Annotated in this window: 11 protein-coding genes and 1 tRNA gene; all 12 read right to left on the bottom strand. The window is 44.7% G+C overall.

Going from position 1 to position 15,635, the window contains the following annotated elements:
- Nucleotides 1-84: 84 nt before the first annotated feature.
- Nucleotides 85-2,178, bottom strand: coding sequence for an elongation factor G (gene fusA / locus ABWV45_RS15295; RefSeq protein ID WP_353352594.1), 2,094 nt, complete (start codon nucleotides 2,176-2,178; stop codon nucleotides 85-87).
- Between the two features lie 18 nt (nucleotides 2,179-2,196).
- Nucleotides 2,197-2,670, bottom strand: coding sequence for a 30S ribosomal protein S7 (rpsG, locus tag ABWV45_RS15290; protein ID WP_353352593.1), 474 nt, complete (start codon nucleotides 2,668-2,670; stop codon nucleotides 2,197-2,199).
- Nucleotides 2,671-2,790: 120 nt separating this feature from the next.
- Nucleotides 2,791-3,162, bottom strand: coding sequence for a 30S ribosomal protein S12 (rpsL, locus tag ABWV45_RS15285; RefSeq protein WP_353352592.1), 372 nt, complete (start codon nucleotides 3,160-3,162; stop codon nucleotides 2,791-2,793).
- A 160-nt stretch (nucleotides 3,163-3,322) separates the two neighbouring features.
- Nucleotides 3,323-7,546, bottom strand: coding sequence for a DNA-directed RNA polymerase subunit beta' (gene rpoC, locus ABWV45_RS15280; RefSeq protein ID WP_353352591.1), 4,224 nt, complete (start codon nucleotides 7,544-7,546; stop codon nucleotides 3,323-3,325).
- A gap of 75 nt (nucleotides 7,547-7,621) precedes the next feature.
- Nucleotides 7,622-11,698, bottom strand: a complete 4,077-nt coding sequence (gene rpoB, locus ABWV45_RS15275; RefSeq protein WP_353352590.1) for a DNA-directed RNA polymerase subunit beta — start codon at nucleotides 11,696-11,698, stop codon at nucleotides 7,622-7,624.
- Nucleotides 11,699-11,936: 238 nt separating this feature from the next.
- Nucleotides 11,937-12,305, bottom strand: coding sequence for a 50S ribosomal protein L7/L12 (rplL, locus tag ABWV45_RS15270; protein ID WP_353352589.1), 369 nt, complete (start codon nucleotides 12,303-12,305; stop codon nucleotides 11,937-11,939).
- Between the two features lie 70 nt (nucleotides 12,306-12,375).
- Nucleotides 12,376-12,870, bottom strand: a complete 495-nt coding sequence (rplJ, locus tag ABWV45_RS15265; RefSeq protein WP_353352588.1) for a 50S ribosomal protein L10 — start codon at nucleotides 12,868-12,870, stop codon at nucleotides 12,376-12,378.
- A gap of 225 nt (nucleotides 12,871-13,095) precedes the next feature.
- Complete coding sequence (gene rplA, locus ABWV45_RS15260) at nucleotides 13,096-13,791, bottom strand: 50S ribosomal protein L1 (RefSeq protein ID WP_353352587.1); 696 nt, start codon at nucleotides 13,789-13,791, stop codon at nucleotides 13,096-13,098.
- Nucleotides 13,791-14,219, bottom strand: a complete 429-nt coding sequence (gene rplK / locus ABWV45_RS15255) for a 50S ribosomal protein L11 (protein ID WP_353352586.1) — start codon at nucleotides 14,217-14,219, stop codon at nucleotides 13,791-13,793. Before rplK ends, rplA begins: the two co-directional genes overlap by 1 nt.
- Before the next feature lie 160 nt (nucleotides 14,220-14,379).
- Entirely contained in the window at nucleotides 14,380-14,919 is a 540-nt protein-coding gene (gene nusG / locus ABWV45_RS15250; RefSeq protein WP_353352585.1) for a transcription termination/antitermination protein NusG, read from the bottom strand.
- A 9-nt stretch (nucleotides 14,920-14,928) separates the two neighbouring features.
- Nucleotides 14,929-15,297: a preprotein translocase subunit SecE gene (gene secE, locus ABWV45_RS15245; RefSeq protein ID WP_353352584.1), complete on the bottom strand. Its 369-nt coding sequence runs from the start codon at nucleotides 15,295-15,297 to the stop codon at nucleotides 14,929-14,931.
- Nucleotides 15,298-15,353: 56 nt separating this feature from the next.
- A tRNA-Trp gene (locus ABWV45_RS15240) sits at nucleotides 15,354-15,429 on the bottom strand.
- Nucleotides 15,430-15,635 lie beyond the last annotated feature (206 nt).

The raw sequence follows: 15,635 nt of genomic DNA, 5'->3' as shown, positions 1-15,635 counted from the left end.
GTGACCAATGGTGCCCACGTTTACGTGTGGCTTACTACGTTCAAATTGTTCCTTAGCCATAATAGACCTCTTTATTTCTCTTAATTAGGCTTTGTTAATTACAGCTTCGGCGACATTAGTAGGCGCTTCAGCGTATTTTTCAAATTCCATGGCGTACGTTGCACGACCTTGGGAAGCAGAACGTAAATCGGTCGCATAACCGAACATTTCCGCCAATGGAACCTCTGCAGTCACAACTTTACCGGATGGACTTTCATCCATACCTTGAATCAGACCACGACGACGGTTCAAATCACCAACTACGTCACCCATGTAATCTTCAGGGGTAACCACTTCAACAGCCATCATTGGCTCGAGTAAGGCAGGTTTACCTTCCTCAGAGAGCTTTTTAGTGGCCATAGAAGCGGCGATTTTAAACGCCATTTCGTTTGAGTCAACATCATGGAATGAACCATCATACAAAGTAGCGCGAAGTCCAAGAAGAGGGTAGCCCGCAAGGACACCATTCTTCATCTGTTCTTCAATACCTTTTTGTACCGCTGGAATATATTCACGAGGAATTGTTCCACCGACAATTTCATTTACGAACTCTAGCTCTTCGCCATCAGTTGGTTCGAACTTGATGACAACATGACCATACTGACCACGACCGCCGGATTGTTTCGCAAATTTATAATTGATATCACAAGCCTGCGTAATGCATTCACGATACGCCACTTGTGGCTTACCAATGTTTGCTTCAACACCAAACTCACGCTTCATTCGGTCAACCAGTACATCTAGGTGCAGTTCACCCATACCTGAAATAATGGTTTGGCCGGTTTCTTCGTCAGTTTCAACACGGAAAGACGGGTCTTCTTGAGCAAGTTTGCCCAATGCAACACCCATTTTCTCCTGATCGGCTTTTGTTCTAGGTTCTACCGCTACCGAGATTACTGGCTCTGGAAATTCCATGCGCTCAAGCGTAATCTTATGCTTTAAATCACACAGGGTTTCACCTGTGGTCACATCTTTTAAACCAATAGCTGCAGCAATATCACCTGCGCGTACTTCTTTGATTTCTTCACGGTTGTTCGCATGCATTTGTACCATACGACCAATACGTTCTTTTTTCTGTTTTACTGGGTTAAAAACACTGTCGCCAGTATTCAACACACCCGAGTAAACACGCATAAAAGTTAACGTACCAACAAATGGATCGGTGGCAATTTTAAATGCTAGTGCAGAGAACGGTGCTTCGTCTGATGCTTCACGAACCGCAGGGGTTTCGTCTTTATCATCTAACACACCTTCAATCGCTTTAACTTCTGTCGGCGAAGGCAGGAATTCAATCACTGCATCAAGTACAGCTTGAACTCCTTTGTTTTTAAAGGCACTACCACAAGCCACTAACACGATGTCGTTAGATAAGGTTTGCTTGCGTAATGAAGCTTTGATTTCTTCAACGGACAATTCACCTTCTTCAAGGTATTTATCCATTAATTCATCAGAACCTTCAGCTACGGCTTCGAGTAAGTTCTCGCGGTATTCATTGGCTACATCAACGAGATCAGCAGGAATGTCTTCAAGAGTAAAAGTCATGCCTTGATCAGCTTCATTCCACATGATGGCCTTCATTAAAATAAGGTCAATCACGCCTTTGAAGTCGTCTTCTGCACCAATGTTAATTTGGATGGGCACCGCATTTGCACCAAGACGTTTTTTAAGTTGATCGACAACCATAAAAAAGTCAGCGCCAGCACGGTCCATTTTATTTACGAAGACCATACGCGGTACTTCGTATTTATTTGCTTGACGCCACACGGTTTCAGTTTGTGGCTGAACACCGGAAGAACCACACAATACAACAACAGCACCATCTAGCACACGTAATGAACGCTCTACCTCAATGGTAAAGTCTACGTGTCCTGGGGTGTCAATGATGTTAATGCGGTGCTGGTCAAATTGCTGGCTCATGCCCGACCAGAAACAGGTGGTGGCAGCAGAGGTGATAGTAATACCACGCTCTTGCTCTTGTTCCATCCAGTCCATGGTCGCTGCGCCATCGTGCACTTCACCGATCTTATGGGAAAGACCGGTATAGAAAAGCACACGTTCCGTAGTCGTGGTTTTACCAGCATCTACGTGAGCGCATATACCGATGTTACGGTAGCGATTAATTGGAGTAGTACGTGCCACTTCCTCGTCCTTAAATCGTTAGAAACGATAGTGAGAGAAGGCTTTGTTGGCTTCAGCCATACGGTGCACATCTTCACGTTTCTTGATCGCAGAACCTTTACCTTCAGCGGCATCTAGCAATTCGTTTGCTAGACGCGCACCCATGGATTTTTCACCACGTTTACGCGCGGCTTCTACGATCCAACGCATTGAAAGCGCCATACGACGAGAAGGACGTACTTCTACAGGTACTTGATAGGTTGCACCACCAACACGACGAGATTTAACCTCGACCATTGGTTGTACGGCTTCAAGTGCCTTTTCGAATAATTCTACTGGGTCAGCGTCTTTATTACGCTCAGCCATTTTGTCCAATGCACCGTAAACAATTTTTTCGGCGATTGATTTTTTACCACTTTCCATGACCATATTCATGAACTTCGCTAGCGTTAAGTTACCAAACTTAGGATCTGGTAATATCTCACGCTTCGCGGCGACGCGTCTTCTTGGCATCTGATAAGCCTCTTCTTCAGGAGTACATGAGCAAACCAACAAAATTGTGGGCTCAACCTTACTCTTATCTTTAATAGTAACGTCTAAGTAAACTCATTAAGTGTTAAAACTTTATGAATCTTACTTAGGACGCTTAGCACCGTACTTAGAACGGGCTTGCTTACGATCGCTTACGCCAGCACAGTCAAGTGCACCACGTACGGTGTGATAACGCACACCAGGCAAGTCTTTTACACGACCGCCGCGAATTAGAACAACACTGTGCTCTTGTAAGTTATGACCTTCACCACCGATGTAGGAAGATACTTCAAAGCCGTTGGTCAAGCGAACACGACAAACCTTACGTAATGCAGAGTTAGGCTTCTTAGGTGTGGTGGTATATACACGGGTACATACGCCACGACGCTGAGGACAAGCCTGCAATGCACGAACGTCAGATTTCGCAACTTGACGCTTACGAGGCTTACGAACCAATTGATTGATCGTTGCCATTAGTAAACTCCAATGAGTAAATACAAAAACGCCAGACGCAACTGCACCTGACGCAGGGGGCCGAAGTCTAATCAGTGTCTGAGCCAGAGTCAAGAAAGGCGCGCAATAAATGCACACCTTTCATTGAAACTAGGGGCTAAGCCCCTAATTGGCTATCACATTAAATATTGTCTTTTAATGCTTCAGACAATGCCGCTTCGACATCATCAGCGCTCACGGTAGGCGCAGTTAGAGGCTTCAACTTATCGTTTTCACGCTCTTCACGCTTACGTTTACGCTCGCTGTGGTAGGCAAGGCCAGTACCAGCTGGTATCAGACGACCTACTACAACGTTTTCTTTAAGACCACGTAAGTGATCTTGCTTACCAGTTACAGCACCTTCAGTCAGTACGCGGGTCGTTTCTTGGAACGACGCGGCAGAGATGAAGGACTCTGTGGCCAAGGAGGCTTTAGTGATACCTAACAATAAACGCTGACCTTTCGCAGGGATTTTATCCTCTGAGATTAAGCGTGCGTTTTGAGCAACGTAATCAGAGTATTCAACCTGATCACCTTGGATAAAGTCAGAATCACCAGAATCTAGGACTTCAATCTTACGCAACATCTGACGAATAATTGTCTCGATGTGCTTATCGTTAATGCCTACACCTTGTAAACGGTAAACTTCTTGTACTTCGTTGGTGATGTAAACTGCAAGCTCACTAACACCTAGTAAACGTAGGATATCGTGTGGGTTAAGCGGGCCATCAGAGATAACCTCACCTTTTTCAACACTTTCACCTTCGAATACGTTCATATGACGCCATTTAGGGATTAACTCTTCATATGGTTCTGAACCATCTTTAGGTGTAATCACTAAACGTTTCTTACCTTTGGTCTCTTTACCGAAGCCAACTACACCGGAAACTTCTGCAAGAATGGCAGGCTCTTTCGGTTTACGTGCTTCGAATAAGTCCGCTACGCGCGGCAGACCACCGGTGATGTCCTTGTTACCAGAAGTTTCCTGTGGGATACGTGCAATCGCATCACCCACTTTAATCTGCGTACCATCTTCATGGTTAACCATGGCGTTGGCTGGTAATAGGTATTGAGCCGGTGTGTTGGTACCAGGGAAGTTAATATCTTCACCCTTCTCATCCACAAGCTTAACCATTGGACGAATATCTTTACCCGCCGCTGGACGAGTGGTTGGGTCCATAACCTGAATAGTCGAAAGCCCTGTTAACTCATCAGTTTGACGAGTAATAGTGATGCCTTCATCTAACCCTACAAACTCAATTTTACCCGCTACTTCCGAGATAATTGGGTGTGTATGTGGATCCCAAGAAGCGATCTTCTGACCTGCTTCTACTTTTGATCCATCTTTAGAGGTTACAACCGAACCGTATGGTAATTTGTAAAGCTCTCGCTCACGACCGAATTCATCGGCAATGGCGATGGCGCTAGAACGAGATACCAGTACTAATGCACCATCTTCACGCTCTACCGTCTTCATGTTATGTAGACGAACGGTACCTGAGTTCTTAACCTGTACGTTATCAATGGCGGTTGCACGTGATGCCGCACCACCGATGTGGAACGTACGCATGGTTAGCTGTGTACCCGGCTCACCGATAGACTGTGCAGCGATAACACCCACAGATTCACCTGGATTTACCTGATGGCCACGAGCTAGGTCACGACCGTAACACTTAGCACATATACCAAACTTGGTGGTACAGGTAATCGGAGAACGAGCTTTCAGTTCATCGACGCTAGCCGATTCAATGATTTCTACCCATTTCTCGTCGATTAGTGTGCCTTTCGGTACAACTACATCATCCGTAGTACCCGGGCGAATTACATCTTCAGCCACAACACGACCAAGAATTCGACCACCTAGAGGTACAACAACATCGCCGCCTTCGATAAGAGGCGTCATCATTAGACCTTCGTCTGTACCACAGTCATCACTGGTTACTACTACGTCTTGTGCTACGTCAACAAGACGACGTGTCAAGTAACCGGAGTTTGCTGTTTTCAGTGCCGTATCCGCAAGACCCTTACGCGCACCGTGAGTAGAGGTAAAGTACTGAAGTACTGATAAACCTTCACGGAAGTTCGCTGTAATCGGTGTTTCGATGATGGAGCCATCTGGCTTCGCCATCAGACCACGCATACCCGCTAACTGACGTATCTGAGCTGGGCTACCACGAGCACCGGAGTCGGCCATCATGTAAACACTGTTAAACGATTCTTGATCAACAGTATTACCATCACGGTCTTCAACTTCGTCAGTACCTAGGTTGTCCATCATAGCTTTTGCAACTAATTCGTTAGCGCGAGACCAGATATCCACAACCTTGTTGTATTTTTCGCCTTGAGTTACAAGACCTGAGGCAAATTGATCTTCGATCTCTTTAACCTGACCTTCTGCTTCACCAATGATTTTGGCTTTCGCATCTGGAATTACAAAGTCATTAACGCCGATAGAAGCGCCCGATTTAGTTGCATAAGAGAAACCGGTGTACATCACTTGGTCAGCGAATACCACGGTGTCTTTTAGGCCACAGTTACGGTAGGCCATATCTAATAATTTAGAGATAGCTTTTTTCTTCATGGCTTGGTTAACCGCTTCAAAAGGGATACCTTTTGGCACGATTTCAAACAATAACGCACGACCTACTGTTGTATCTTCCACGTTAGTTGTGGTGATTTCAGAGCCGTCTTCTGCATAAACTGTTTGTGTAATACGTACTTTCACTTTCGAATGCAGTTCAGCTTGACCAGTACGGTAGGCGCGCTGTACTTCTTCTAAGTTGGCAAAAACTGAGCCTTCGCCAATCGCATTAACGCGATCACGGGTCATATAATACAGACCCAAAACAACGTCCTGTGAAGGTACGATAATAGGATCACCGTTAGCAGGAGAAAGTACGTTGTTAGTGGACATCATTAACGCACGTGCTTCTAATTGAGCTTCGGTTGTTAATGGAACGTGTACCGCCATTTGGTCACCGTCGAAGTCGGCGTTGTACGCCGCACATACTAGCGGGTGAAGCTGAATCGCTTTACCTTCGATTAGTAGTGGTTCGAACGCTTGGATACCCAAACGGTGAAGGGTTGGTGCACGGTTAAGCATCACTGGGTGTTCACGGATCACTTCATCCAAGATATCCCAAACAACCGCTTCTTCACGTTCAACCATTTTCTTAGCGGCTTTGATCGTTGTGGCTAAACCACGGTGTTCAAGCTTACTGAAAATAAATGGCTTAAATAACTCAAGTGCCATCTTCTTAGGAAGACCACACTGATGTAGGCGCAAATATGGACCTACGGTAATAACAGAACGACCGGAGTAATCAACACGCTTACCAAGTAAGTTCTGACGGAAACGACCTTGCTTACCCTTGATCATATCAGCAAGAGATTTAAGCGGACGCTTGTTAGAACCGGTAATGGCACGACCGCGACGACCGTTATCTAATAACGCATCCACTGATTCTTGCAACATACGTTTTTCGTTACGTACGATGATGTCAGGTGCGTTAAGCTCAAGTAGACGCTTCAAACGGTTGTTACGGTTAATAACTCGACGATATAAATCGTTCAAATCAGATGTGGCAAAACGGCCACCGTCTAGTGGTACTAGCGGGCGTAGATCAGGTGGCAATACTGGAAGTACTGTCATAACCATCCACTTAGGATCGTTACCTGATTTATGGAACGCTTCTAATAATTTAAGACGCTTAGAAATTTTCTTAAGCTTAGTCTCAGAGTTAGTAGCAGGAATCATTTCACGAAGTTCTTGCACTTCATGCTCTAGGTCGATGTCTGACAACAATGACTGAACGGCTTCGGCACCCATTTTGGCGTCGAATTCGTCACCGAACTCTTCAATGGCTTCATAGTATTGTTCATCGTTCAGTAGCTGACCTTTTTCAAGCGTGGTCATACCCGGATCGATTACAACAAATGATTCATAGTAAAGAATACGCTCGATATCACGCAGCGTCATATCTAGCATTAAACCAATACGTGACGGTAATGATTTAAGGAACCAAATATGTGCAACTGGTGACGCTAGATCAATGTGACCCATGCGCTCACGACGTACTTTTGCTAACGTTACTTCAACACCACATTTCTCACAGATTACTCCGCGGTGTTTTAGACGCTTATATTTTCCGCACAAGCATTCGTAATCCTTTATCGGACCAAAAATACGAGAACAGAACAAACCATCACGTTCGGGTTTGAACGTACGATAGTTAATTGTTTCTGGTTTTTTAACTTCACCAAATGACCATGAACGGATCATATCTGGTGAAGCAAGGCCGATTCGAATCGAATCGAATTCTTCAGCCTGAGACTCTTTGCGTAGCAAATTTAATAAGTCTTTCATCTGCCTTTAGCTCCTAGCGGAGTTAATAACCGCGGGTCGAAACCCGCGTCCTTAATCTGATTGAGGATCAGAGCCTTATTCATTCACGAGATCTATGTCGATACCCAATGAACGAATTTCTTTAACTAATACGTTAAAGGACTCAGGCATACCTGGTTCCATACGATGATCACCATCCACGATGTTTTTATACATCTTGGTACGACCGGTAACGTCATCGGATTTAACGGTTAGCATTTCCTGAAGAGTATATGCTGCACCATATGCTTCAAGTGCCCACACTTCCATCTCCCCGAAACGCTGACCACCGAACTGTGCTTTACCGCCCAATGGCTGCTGCGTAACCAGACTGTATGAACCTGTAGAACGAGCATGCATTTTATCGTCTACCAAGTGGTTCAGTTTCAACATGTACATGTAGCCAACGGTTACAGGACGATCAAATTGATCACCGGTACGGCCGTCGAATAAAGTAACCTGACCTGAGTCTGGAATACCCGCTAACGTCAACATGTGTTTCAGTTCAGTTTCTTTAGCACCATCGAATGCAGGTGTTGCCATTGGCACACCTTTACGCAAGTTGCCAGCTAGCTCTAATATCTCCGCATCGTTAAAGCTATCAAGGTCTTCTTGAATCACTTCGTCGCTGTGGTTATAGATCTTGCCTAAGAATTCACGAACATCAGCAACAGCGCGCTGTTGTTTGATCATTTCGTCAATCTTTTCACCCAAACCTTTGGCTGCCATACCCATATGTGTTTCTAGGATCTGACCCACGTTCATACGTGACGGTACACCTAGCGGGTTTAGCACGATATCAACCGGCGTGCCTTTCTCATCGTAAGGCATGTCTTCAATTGGCATAATCGCTGAGATAACACCTTTGTTACCGTGACGACCGGCCATTTTATCACCAGGCTGGATCTTCCGTTTGATGGCTAGATAGACCTTAACGATTTTTAATACGCCAGGAGCTAGGTCATCACCGGTTTGCAGTTTTTTCTTCTTGTCTTCGAACTTCTCATCTAGCTCTTTACGACGCTCTTCTAGTGCTTCTTCAGCACGCTCTAGAAGCTCAGAGGCTGTTTCGTCTTGTGGACGAATTTTGAACCACTGACTGGTCTCTAATCCTGCTAGGTATTCCGAAGTTAGGGTATCCCCTTTCTTCAGTTCCGGCGCTGCTGCAACGGTTAATCCAGTCAGGCTACGAGTTAGACGTTCGAAAGTAGCTTGCTCAACAATACGCAACTCTTCGTTCAAGTCTTTACGAACTTGATCCAGCTGAGATTTTTCAATGTCGCGAGCACGCTGATCTTTTTCAACACCATCACGGGTGAACACTTGTACATCAATAACAGTACCAGTGGTGCCAGTCTTAACGCGAAGAGAAGTATCTTTCACATCAGAGGCTTTTTCACCGAAAATAGCGCGTAGTAGTTTTTCTTCCGGAGTAAGTTGAGTCTCACCTTTAGGTGTTACTTTACCTACTAGGATATCCCCAGGGTTCACTTCGGCACCGATGTATACAACACCAGATTCGTCTAGCTTACCTAACGCAGATTCACCTACGTTTGGAATATCAGCAGAAATTTCTTCAGGCCCTAACTTAGTATCACGTGCCACACAGGTTAGCTCCTGAATGTGGATAGTGGTCAAGCGATCTTCTTGCGCCACTTTTTCGGATAGCAAGATAGAATCTTCGTAGTTATAACCATTCCAAGGCATGAACGCGATGCGCATGTTCTGGCCAAGAGCCAGCTCACCAAGGTCAACGGATGGACCGTCTGCCATGATATCTAAGCGCTCTACTCGATCACCTTGACGAACCAAAGGTTTTTGGTTGATACAGGTATTTTGGTTAGAACGGGTATATTTTGTCAGGTTGTAAATATCAACACCGGCTTCGCCTGCTTGTAATTCGTCGTCGTTTACACGAACTACGATACGGCTAGCATCTACTGTGTCGATTACACCACCACGTTTAGCAACCACACACACACCGGAGTCGCGTGCTACGTTACTTTCAATACCAGTACCGACTAATGGTTTCTCTGCAACCAACGTTGGAACCGCTTGACGTTGCATGTTCGAACCCATCAATGCGCGGTTAGCATCATCGTGTTCTAGGAATGGGATTAACGATGCCGCTACTGAGATCACCTGTTGTGGCGATACGTCCATCAAGGTCACGTTTTCTGGTGGTGTCACCGCGAATTCGTTTTTATGACGGATACTGATTAGATCACCAGTCAGTTTGCCGTTTTCATCACGTGGCGCAGATGCCTGTGCGATAACGTAATTTGATTCGTTAATCGCTGACAAATAAATAATGTCATCGGTCACTGTGCCGTCAATTACTTTACGGTATGGAGTTTCTAAGAAACCATATTCGTTAGTACGGGCATAGGTTGATAACGAGTTGATCAAACCGATGTTTGGACCTTCAGGTGTTTCGATTGGACATACACGACCATAATGCGTGGCGTGAACATCTCGAACCTCAAAACCAGCACGTTCACGAGTTAGACCGCCGGGGCCTAATGCCGAGATACGACGTTTGTGAGTCACTTCTGAAAGCGGGTTGTTTTGGTCCATGAACTGAGATAACTGAGACGAACCAAAGAATTCTTTGATTGCAGCAGCCACAGGCTTGGCGTTGATTAAATCTTGAGGCATCAGACCTTCAGATTCAGCCATAGACAAACGTTCACGTACAGCACGCTCAACACGTACTAGACCGACACGGAATTGGTTTTCAGCCATCTCCCCAACAGAACGAATACGACGGTTACCTAAGTGGTCAATATCATCCACTTCGCCTTTACCGTTACGAATGTCAATCAAGCCTTTCAGAACATCAATAATGTCTTGGTTGCTTAATGTGCCAGAACCTTCAACTTCATCACGACCAATACGACGATTGAATTTCATGCGACCAACCGCAGAAAGATCATAACGTTCGTCAGTAAAGAATAAGTTTTCGAACAGGCCTTCAGCTGATTCTTTAGTTGGTGGCTCACCTGGGCGCATCATACGATAAATCTCTACTAGCGCTTCAAGGCGAGTACGAGATGGATCAATGCGTAAGGTATCAGACACGAATGAACCACAATCTAGTTCGTTGCTGTAAATCGTTTCAACTTCTTTAATTCCAGCCGCTACAATTTGCTCTAGCAACTCTACAGAAATTTCAGTATTACATTCAGCAATCAGTTCGCCAGTAGATGGGTCAACCAAGTCTTTGGCAATTGTTTTACCGTAGAAGTAGTCAGCTGGTACTTCTAGGCTGCTCATGCCTTCTTTTTCCATTTGACGAATATGACGGGCCGTAATACGACGACCTTCTTCAACAATCACATTGCCTTTAGGATCTTTCATGTCGAAAGAAGCGGTTTCACCTCGCAAACGCTCTGGAATTAACTCAAGAAGTATGGTCTCGCCATCGATTTCGAATTTATCGTTATCGAAGAACATTTCCAGAATTTGGCTAGTTTCATAACCAAGAGCACGCAATAGAATCGTGGCCGGTAATTTACGACGACGGTCGATACGAGCGTATACTAAGTCTTTAGGATCGAACTCAAAGTCTAACCATGAACCACGGTAAGGAATCACACGGGCGCTATACAACAGCTTACCAGATGAATGTGTTTTACCTTTATCGTGATCATAGAACACGCCTGGAGAACGATGAAGCTGGGATACGATAACACGCTCAGTACCATTGATAATGAACGTACCGTTATCGGTCATCAAAGGCATTTCACCCATGTACACTTCTTGCTCTTTGATGTCTTTAATAGCTTTATTGGATGAGTCTTTATCATAAATGATAAGACGCACTTTTACGCGAAGCGGTGCCGCATAGGTCACGCCGCGTAACATACATTCTTTTTCGTCAAAAACAGGCACACCAAGACGGTAACTCACGTATTCGAGTGCTGCACTGCCGCTATAACTGACTATTGGAAAAACTGATTTAAATGCCGCATGCAGACCTATGTCTGTACGTGCATCCACCTGCTTATCCGCTTGTAGATAACTTCGATATGAATCTAATTGAATAGCAAGCAAATAGGGGACATCCATCACCCTTGGCAACTTGCCAAAATCCTTACGGATTCGTTTTTTCTCTGTATAAGAGTACGCCATCAGCAATCCCCAGCTGTATCACCTAGACTAAGATCTTTATAAAGATCTTGTAAATGGACCTAAAGTCCCCGCGCGTTTGGCTTCAAAAAGCCGCCGCCTGACCAATTAAGACTAACAACAAACTACTAGACAACTCGGTACAGAACGGAAAAAGGCCGGCGGACAATAGCCCACCAGCCAGTGTGCAACTAAATAACTTAGCGCCTCACTTTATGCAATGCAAGAATCAAACTTAAAATTATTTAAGTTCAACCGCTGCACCAGCAGCTTCAAGCTTAGCTTTAAGCTCTTCTGCTTCTTCTTTAGATACGCCTTCACGTACTGCAGAAGGTACACCGTCAACCATTGCTTTGGCTTCTTTAAGACCAAGGCCAGTTGCTTCACGAACTGCTTTGATAGCGTTAACTTTCTTCTCGCCAGCAGCGGTAAGAATAACGTCAAATTCAGTTTGCTCAGCAGCACCACCAGCGTCACCGCCAGCAGGAGCAGCAGCAGCAACAGCAGCTGTTACGCCGAATTTTTCTTCCATTGCAGAAACTAGTTCAACAACGTCTTTTACAGACATTTCCGCAATTGCGTTTAGGATATCTTCTTGAGAAATCGCCATTTTTAATTACCTAACCTAAGGGGCACTAAGCCCAATATATTCTTTAAAAGGAAGCCACTTAATATAAATATTAAGCTGCTGCTTCTTCTTTCTGATCGCGAACAGCCGCAATGGTACGTACCAATTTGCCAGCAGCAGCTTCTTTCATAACAGCCATAAGCTTGGCGATAGCTTCGTCGTAAGTAGGCAAAGATGCCAACATACCGAAATCCACTAATTCACCTTCAAACGCAGCTACTTTAAGCTCAAATTCATCGTTCTCTTTTGCGAAATTTTTGAAAATTCGCGCTGCTGCACCTGGGTGCTCAGCAGAGAAAGCAATTAAGCTTGGGCCAGTTAGAGCGTCAGATAGACACTCAACCGAAGTACCTTCGATTGCACGCTTAGCTAGAGTGTTACGTACTACTTTCATCCAGACGCCGTTTTCACGAGCTTCTTTACGAAGAGCAGTCATCGCTCCAACAGTTACGCCACGGGCATCCGCAACCACTGCTGAAAGAGCGCCAGAAGCAGCTTCCTGAACTTCAGCTACGATCGCTTTTTTTTCGTTCAGACCTAAAGCCACATTCAACTCCTACAAGTCTTGTTTATGCTCTTACGAGCAAGTTAGGTGCGACAAAACTCAGTCTTTATATAAATTCTGAATCGGGGCGCACACCATCTGCGCAGGCCATTAAGTAATGAATTTAGAATTCAGACTCGTAAAGTCTCTTAAATCCATCACACCTGCGGTCTTTGACAGTCCCTTTGTTTAACAAAAGGACCCCAAAGTTCTTTGTTCTAATGCTGATTACGCGTCAACACTAGATAAATCGATTGTAATACCTGGACCCATAGTCGTAGACAGGGTCGCTTTCTTAAGGAAAGTACCTTTAGCGTTAGCAGGTTTTGCTTTCTTAAGATCTGTTACTAATGCAGCTAGGTTTTCAGAAATGGCTTTTTCATCAAATGCCACTTTACCTAGAGAACAGTGGATAATACCGTTCTTATCATTACGGTAACGTACTTGACCTGCTTTTGCGTTTTTAACTGCAGTTGCAACGTCAGGAGTTACTGTACCCACTTTAGGGTTAGGCATTAGACCACGAGGACCCAACACTTGACCTAGCTGACCAACAACACGCATTGCATCAGGAGAAGCGATAACCACACCAAAGTCTAGGTCGCCGCCTTTCATTTGAGCCATCAAGTCTTCCATACCAACCACGTCTGCACCGGCTTCTTTAGCCGCTTCTGCGTTTGCACCTTGAGTGAAAACAGCAACGCGAACGTCTTTACCAGTACCATTTGGAAGTACTGTAGAACCACGTACGTTTTGGTCAGATTTACGTGCATCAATACCTAGGTTAATTGCTACGTCTAAAGACTCAGCAAATTTAACGCTAGATACTTCTTTTAAAATAGATACCGCTTCAGCAACGCTGTAGCTTTTAAGTACGTCTACTTTTTCACGGAACGCTTTAACGCGCTTAGATAACTTAGCCATTACTCAACACCCTCTGTATCAATACCCATAGCGCGAGCAGAGCCAGCGATAGTACGTACAGCAGCATTCATATCAGCAGCTGTTAGGTCTTTCATTTTGATCTCAGCGATCTCTTCAAGCTGAGCACGAGTCACTTTACCTACTTTGTCCGTATTTGGACGAGAAGAACCGCTCTTAAGACCGGCGGCTTTCTTAAGCAAATAAGAAGCTGGTGGAGTTTTGGTTTCAAAAGTGAAACTACGGTCACTGTATACAGTAATAATAACTGGTACAGGGCCGTCCATTTTCTGTGTAGACGCGTTAAACGCTTTACAGAATTCCATGATGTTTAGACCGTGCTGACCTAACGCAGGACCTACTGGAGGACTTGGGTTCGCAGCGCCGGCTTGTACTTGTAGCTTGATATAAGCTTCAATTTTCTTAGCCATGATATACCTCTTATTGGGTGCAATCGCCTTTCGGCTCCCCTGTTAAAAAAGCACTTAAATCCAAATAGTACGAAAGCCAGCATAACTTCAAACGTATTTGAAGCTAGCCAGCTTTTATTTTTATCTAGTTTTAAGCACCTACTTAATTGATAAACACCAACTAAGCTGCTTTTTCTACTTGGCCAAACTCAAGTTCGACAGGTGTAGAACGACCAAAAATCGTAACCGCAACCTTTAGGCGAGATTTAACATAATCCACATGCTCAACCACACCATTAAAGTCAGCAAACGGGCCATCAATGACGCGAATCATCTCACCAGGCTCATAAATCGTTTTATGAGTAGGCTGACTACTTTCACCATCTTTAACACGCTGCAATATAGCATCTGCTTCTTTTTTAGTTATTGGCGCAGGCTTATCTGCCGTACCACCAATGAAACCCATGACACGTGGGGTTTCTTTAACTAAATGCCAAGACGCATCATCCATATCCATTTCAACTAACACATAACCAGGATAAAACTTACGCTCACTCTTGCGCTTCTTACCGTCACGCATTTCGATCACTTCTTCGGTTGGCACTAAAATTTCACCGAAGCTATCCTGCATTCCATTTAGTTCTATCTGTTCTTTTAGCGAGTTCATTACTCGCTTTTCATAACCTGAGTAGGCATGAACAACATACCAGCGCATAGCCATTGAGCTCTCCTATCCGATCACGCTAGAAACGATCCAGCTTAGCAGAGAATCTAGACCCCACAAAATTATTGCAACCAAAATCACAACCGCAACAACAATCATGGTAGTTTGAACAGTTTCTTGGCGAGTTGGCCAAACAACTTTACGACGTTCAATATTTGCTTCTTTAAGCAACACTAAAAAGGCTCTACCTTGTGAAGTTGTTGCAGCAACACTAAACGCTACAGCAAATAACGCAACAACACCCAGTATGCGATAAAGCAAGCCCACTTCTGCGTAAACCTGATTACCAACAATCGCACCCACAACAATGGCAACTGCAACGATCCATTTGAATGCGTCTAATGGCGATTTTGTGGTACTTGTATTTCCACTCATTCTCGCAATTTCCTATAGCAAAAAAGTGGCAACATGTGCCACTTCCTTAAAAAATTTGGCAGGCCAGGAGGGACTCGAACCCCCAACTTTCGGTTTTGGAGACCGACGCTCTACCAATTGAACTACTGGCCTATCCCGATATACGGGCGGTGCATTCTACGCAAGCTAGTATAAAAATCAATACTTTAGCGCAGATTTACCAAATAAAATTTATTTAGCTCCGCCGCATCTCAGTTGCTTTCACAACCACCACCCCTAGCCTTTAAAAAACCAAGAGCTTCTACCCAAAAAGGCCACCGAAGTGACCTTTCTTTTTTGGTGACAGGAGCGTTTTACAC

It is taken from the genome of Oceaniserpentilla sp. 4NH20-0058, from assembly GCF_040371755.1.
In the GTDB taxonomy this organism is placed as follows: Bacteria; Pseudomonadota; Gammaproteobacteria; order Pseudomonadales; family Oceanobacteraceae; genus Bermanella.
The sequence above is the reverse complement of the archived record's forward strand: the minus strand, read 5'-3'. Positions and strand labels throughout refer to the sequence as shown.

Coding starts and splice junctions, on each gene's coding strand:
- rpoC (WP_353352591.1), bottom strand. CDS start 7,546: ATGAAAGACTTATTAAATTTGCTACGCAAAGAGTCTCAGGCTGAAGAA.
- nusG (WP_353352585.1), bottom strand. CDS start 14,919: ATGGCTATGCGCTGGTATGTTGTTCATGCCTACTCAGGTTATGAAAAG.
- rplA (WP_353352587.1), bottom strand. CDS start 13,791: ATGGCTAAGTTATCTAAGCGCGTTAAAGCGTTCCGTGAAAAAGTAGAC.
- rplL (WP_353352589.1), bottom strand. CDS start 12,305: ATGGCGATTTCTCAAGAAGATATCCTAAACGCAATTGCGGAAATGTCT.
- rplK (WP_353352586.1), bottom strand. CDS start 14,219: ATGGCTAAGAAAATTGAAGCTTATATCAAGCTACAAGTACAAGCCGGC.
- rpsL (WP_353352592.1), bottom strand. CDS start 3,162: ATGGCAACGATCAATCAATTGGTTCGTAAGCCTCGTAAGCGTCAAGTT.
- rpoB (WP_353352590.1), bottom strand. CDS start 11,698: ATGGCGTACTCTTATACAGAGAAAAAACGAATCCGTAAGGATTTTGGC.
- secE (WP_353352584.1), bottom strand. CDS start 15,297: ATGAGTGGAAATACAAGTACCACAAAATCGCCATTAGACGCATTCAAA.
- rpsG (WP_353352593.1), bottom strand. CDS start 2,670: ATGCCAAGAAGACGCGTCGCCGCGAAGCGTGAGATATTACCAGATCCT.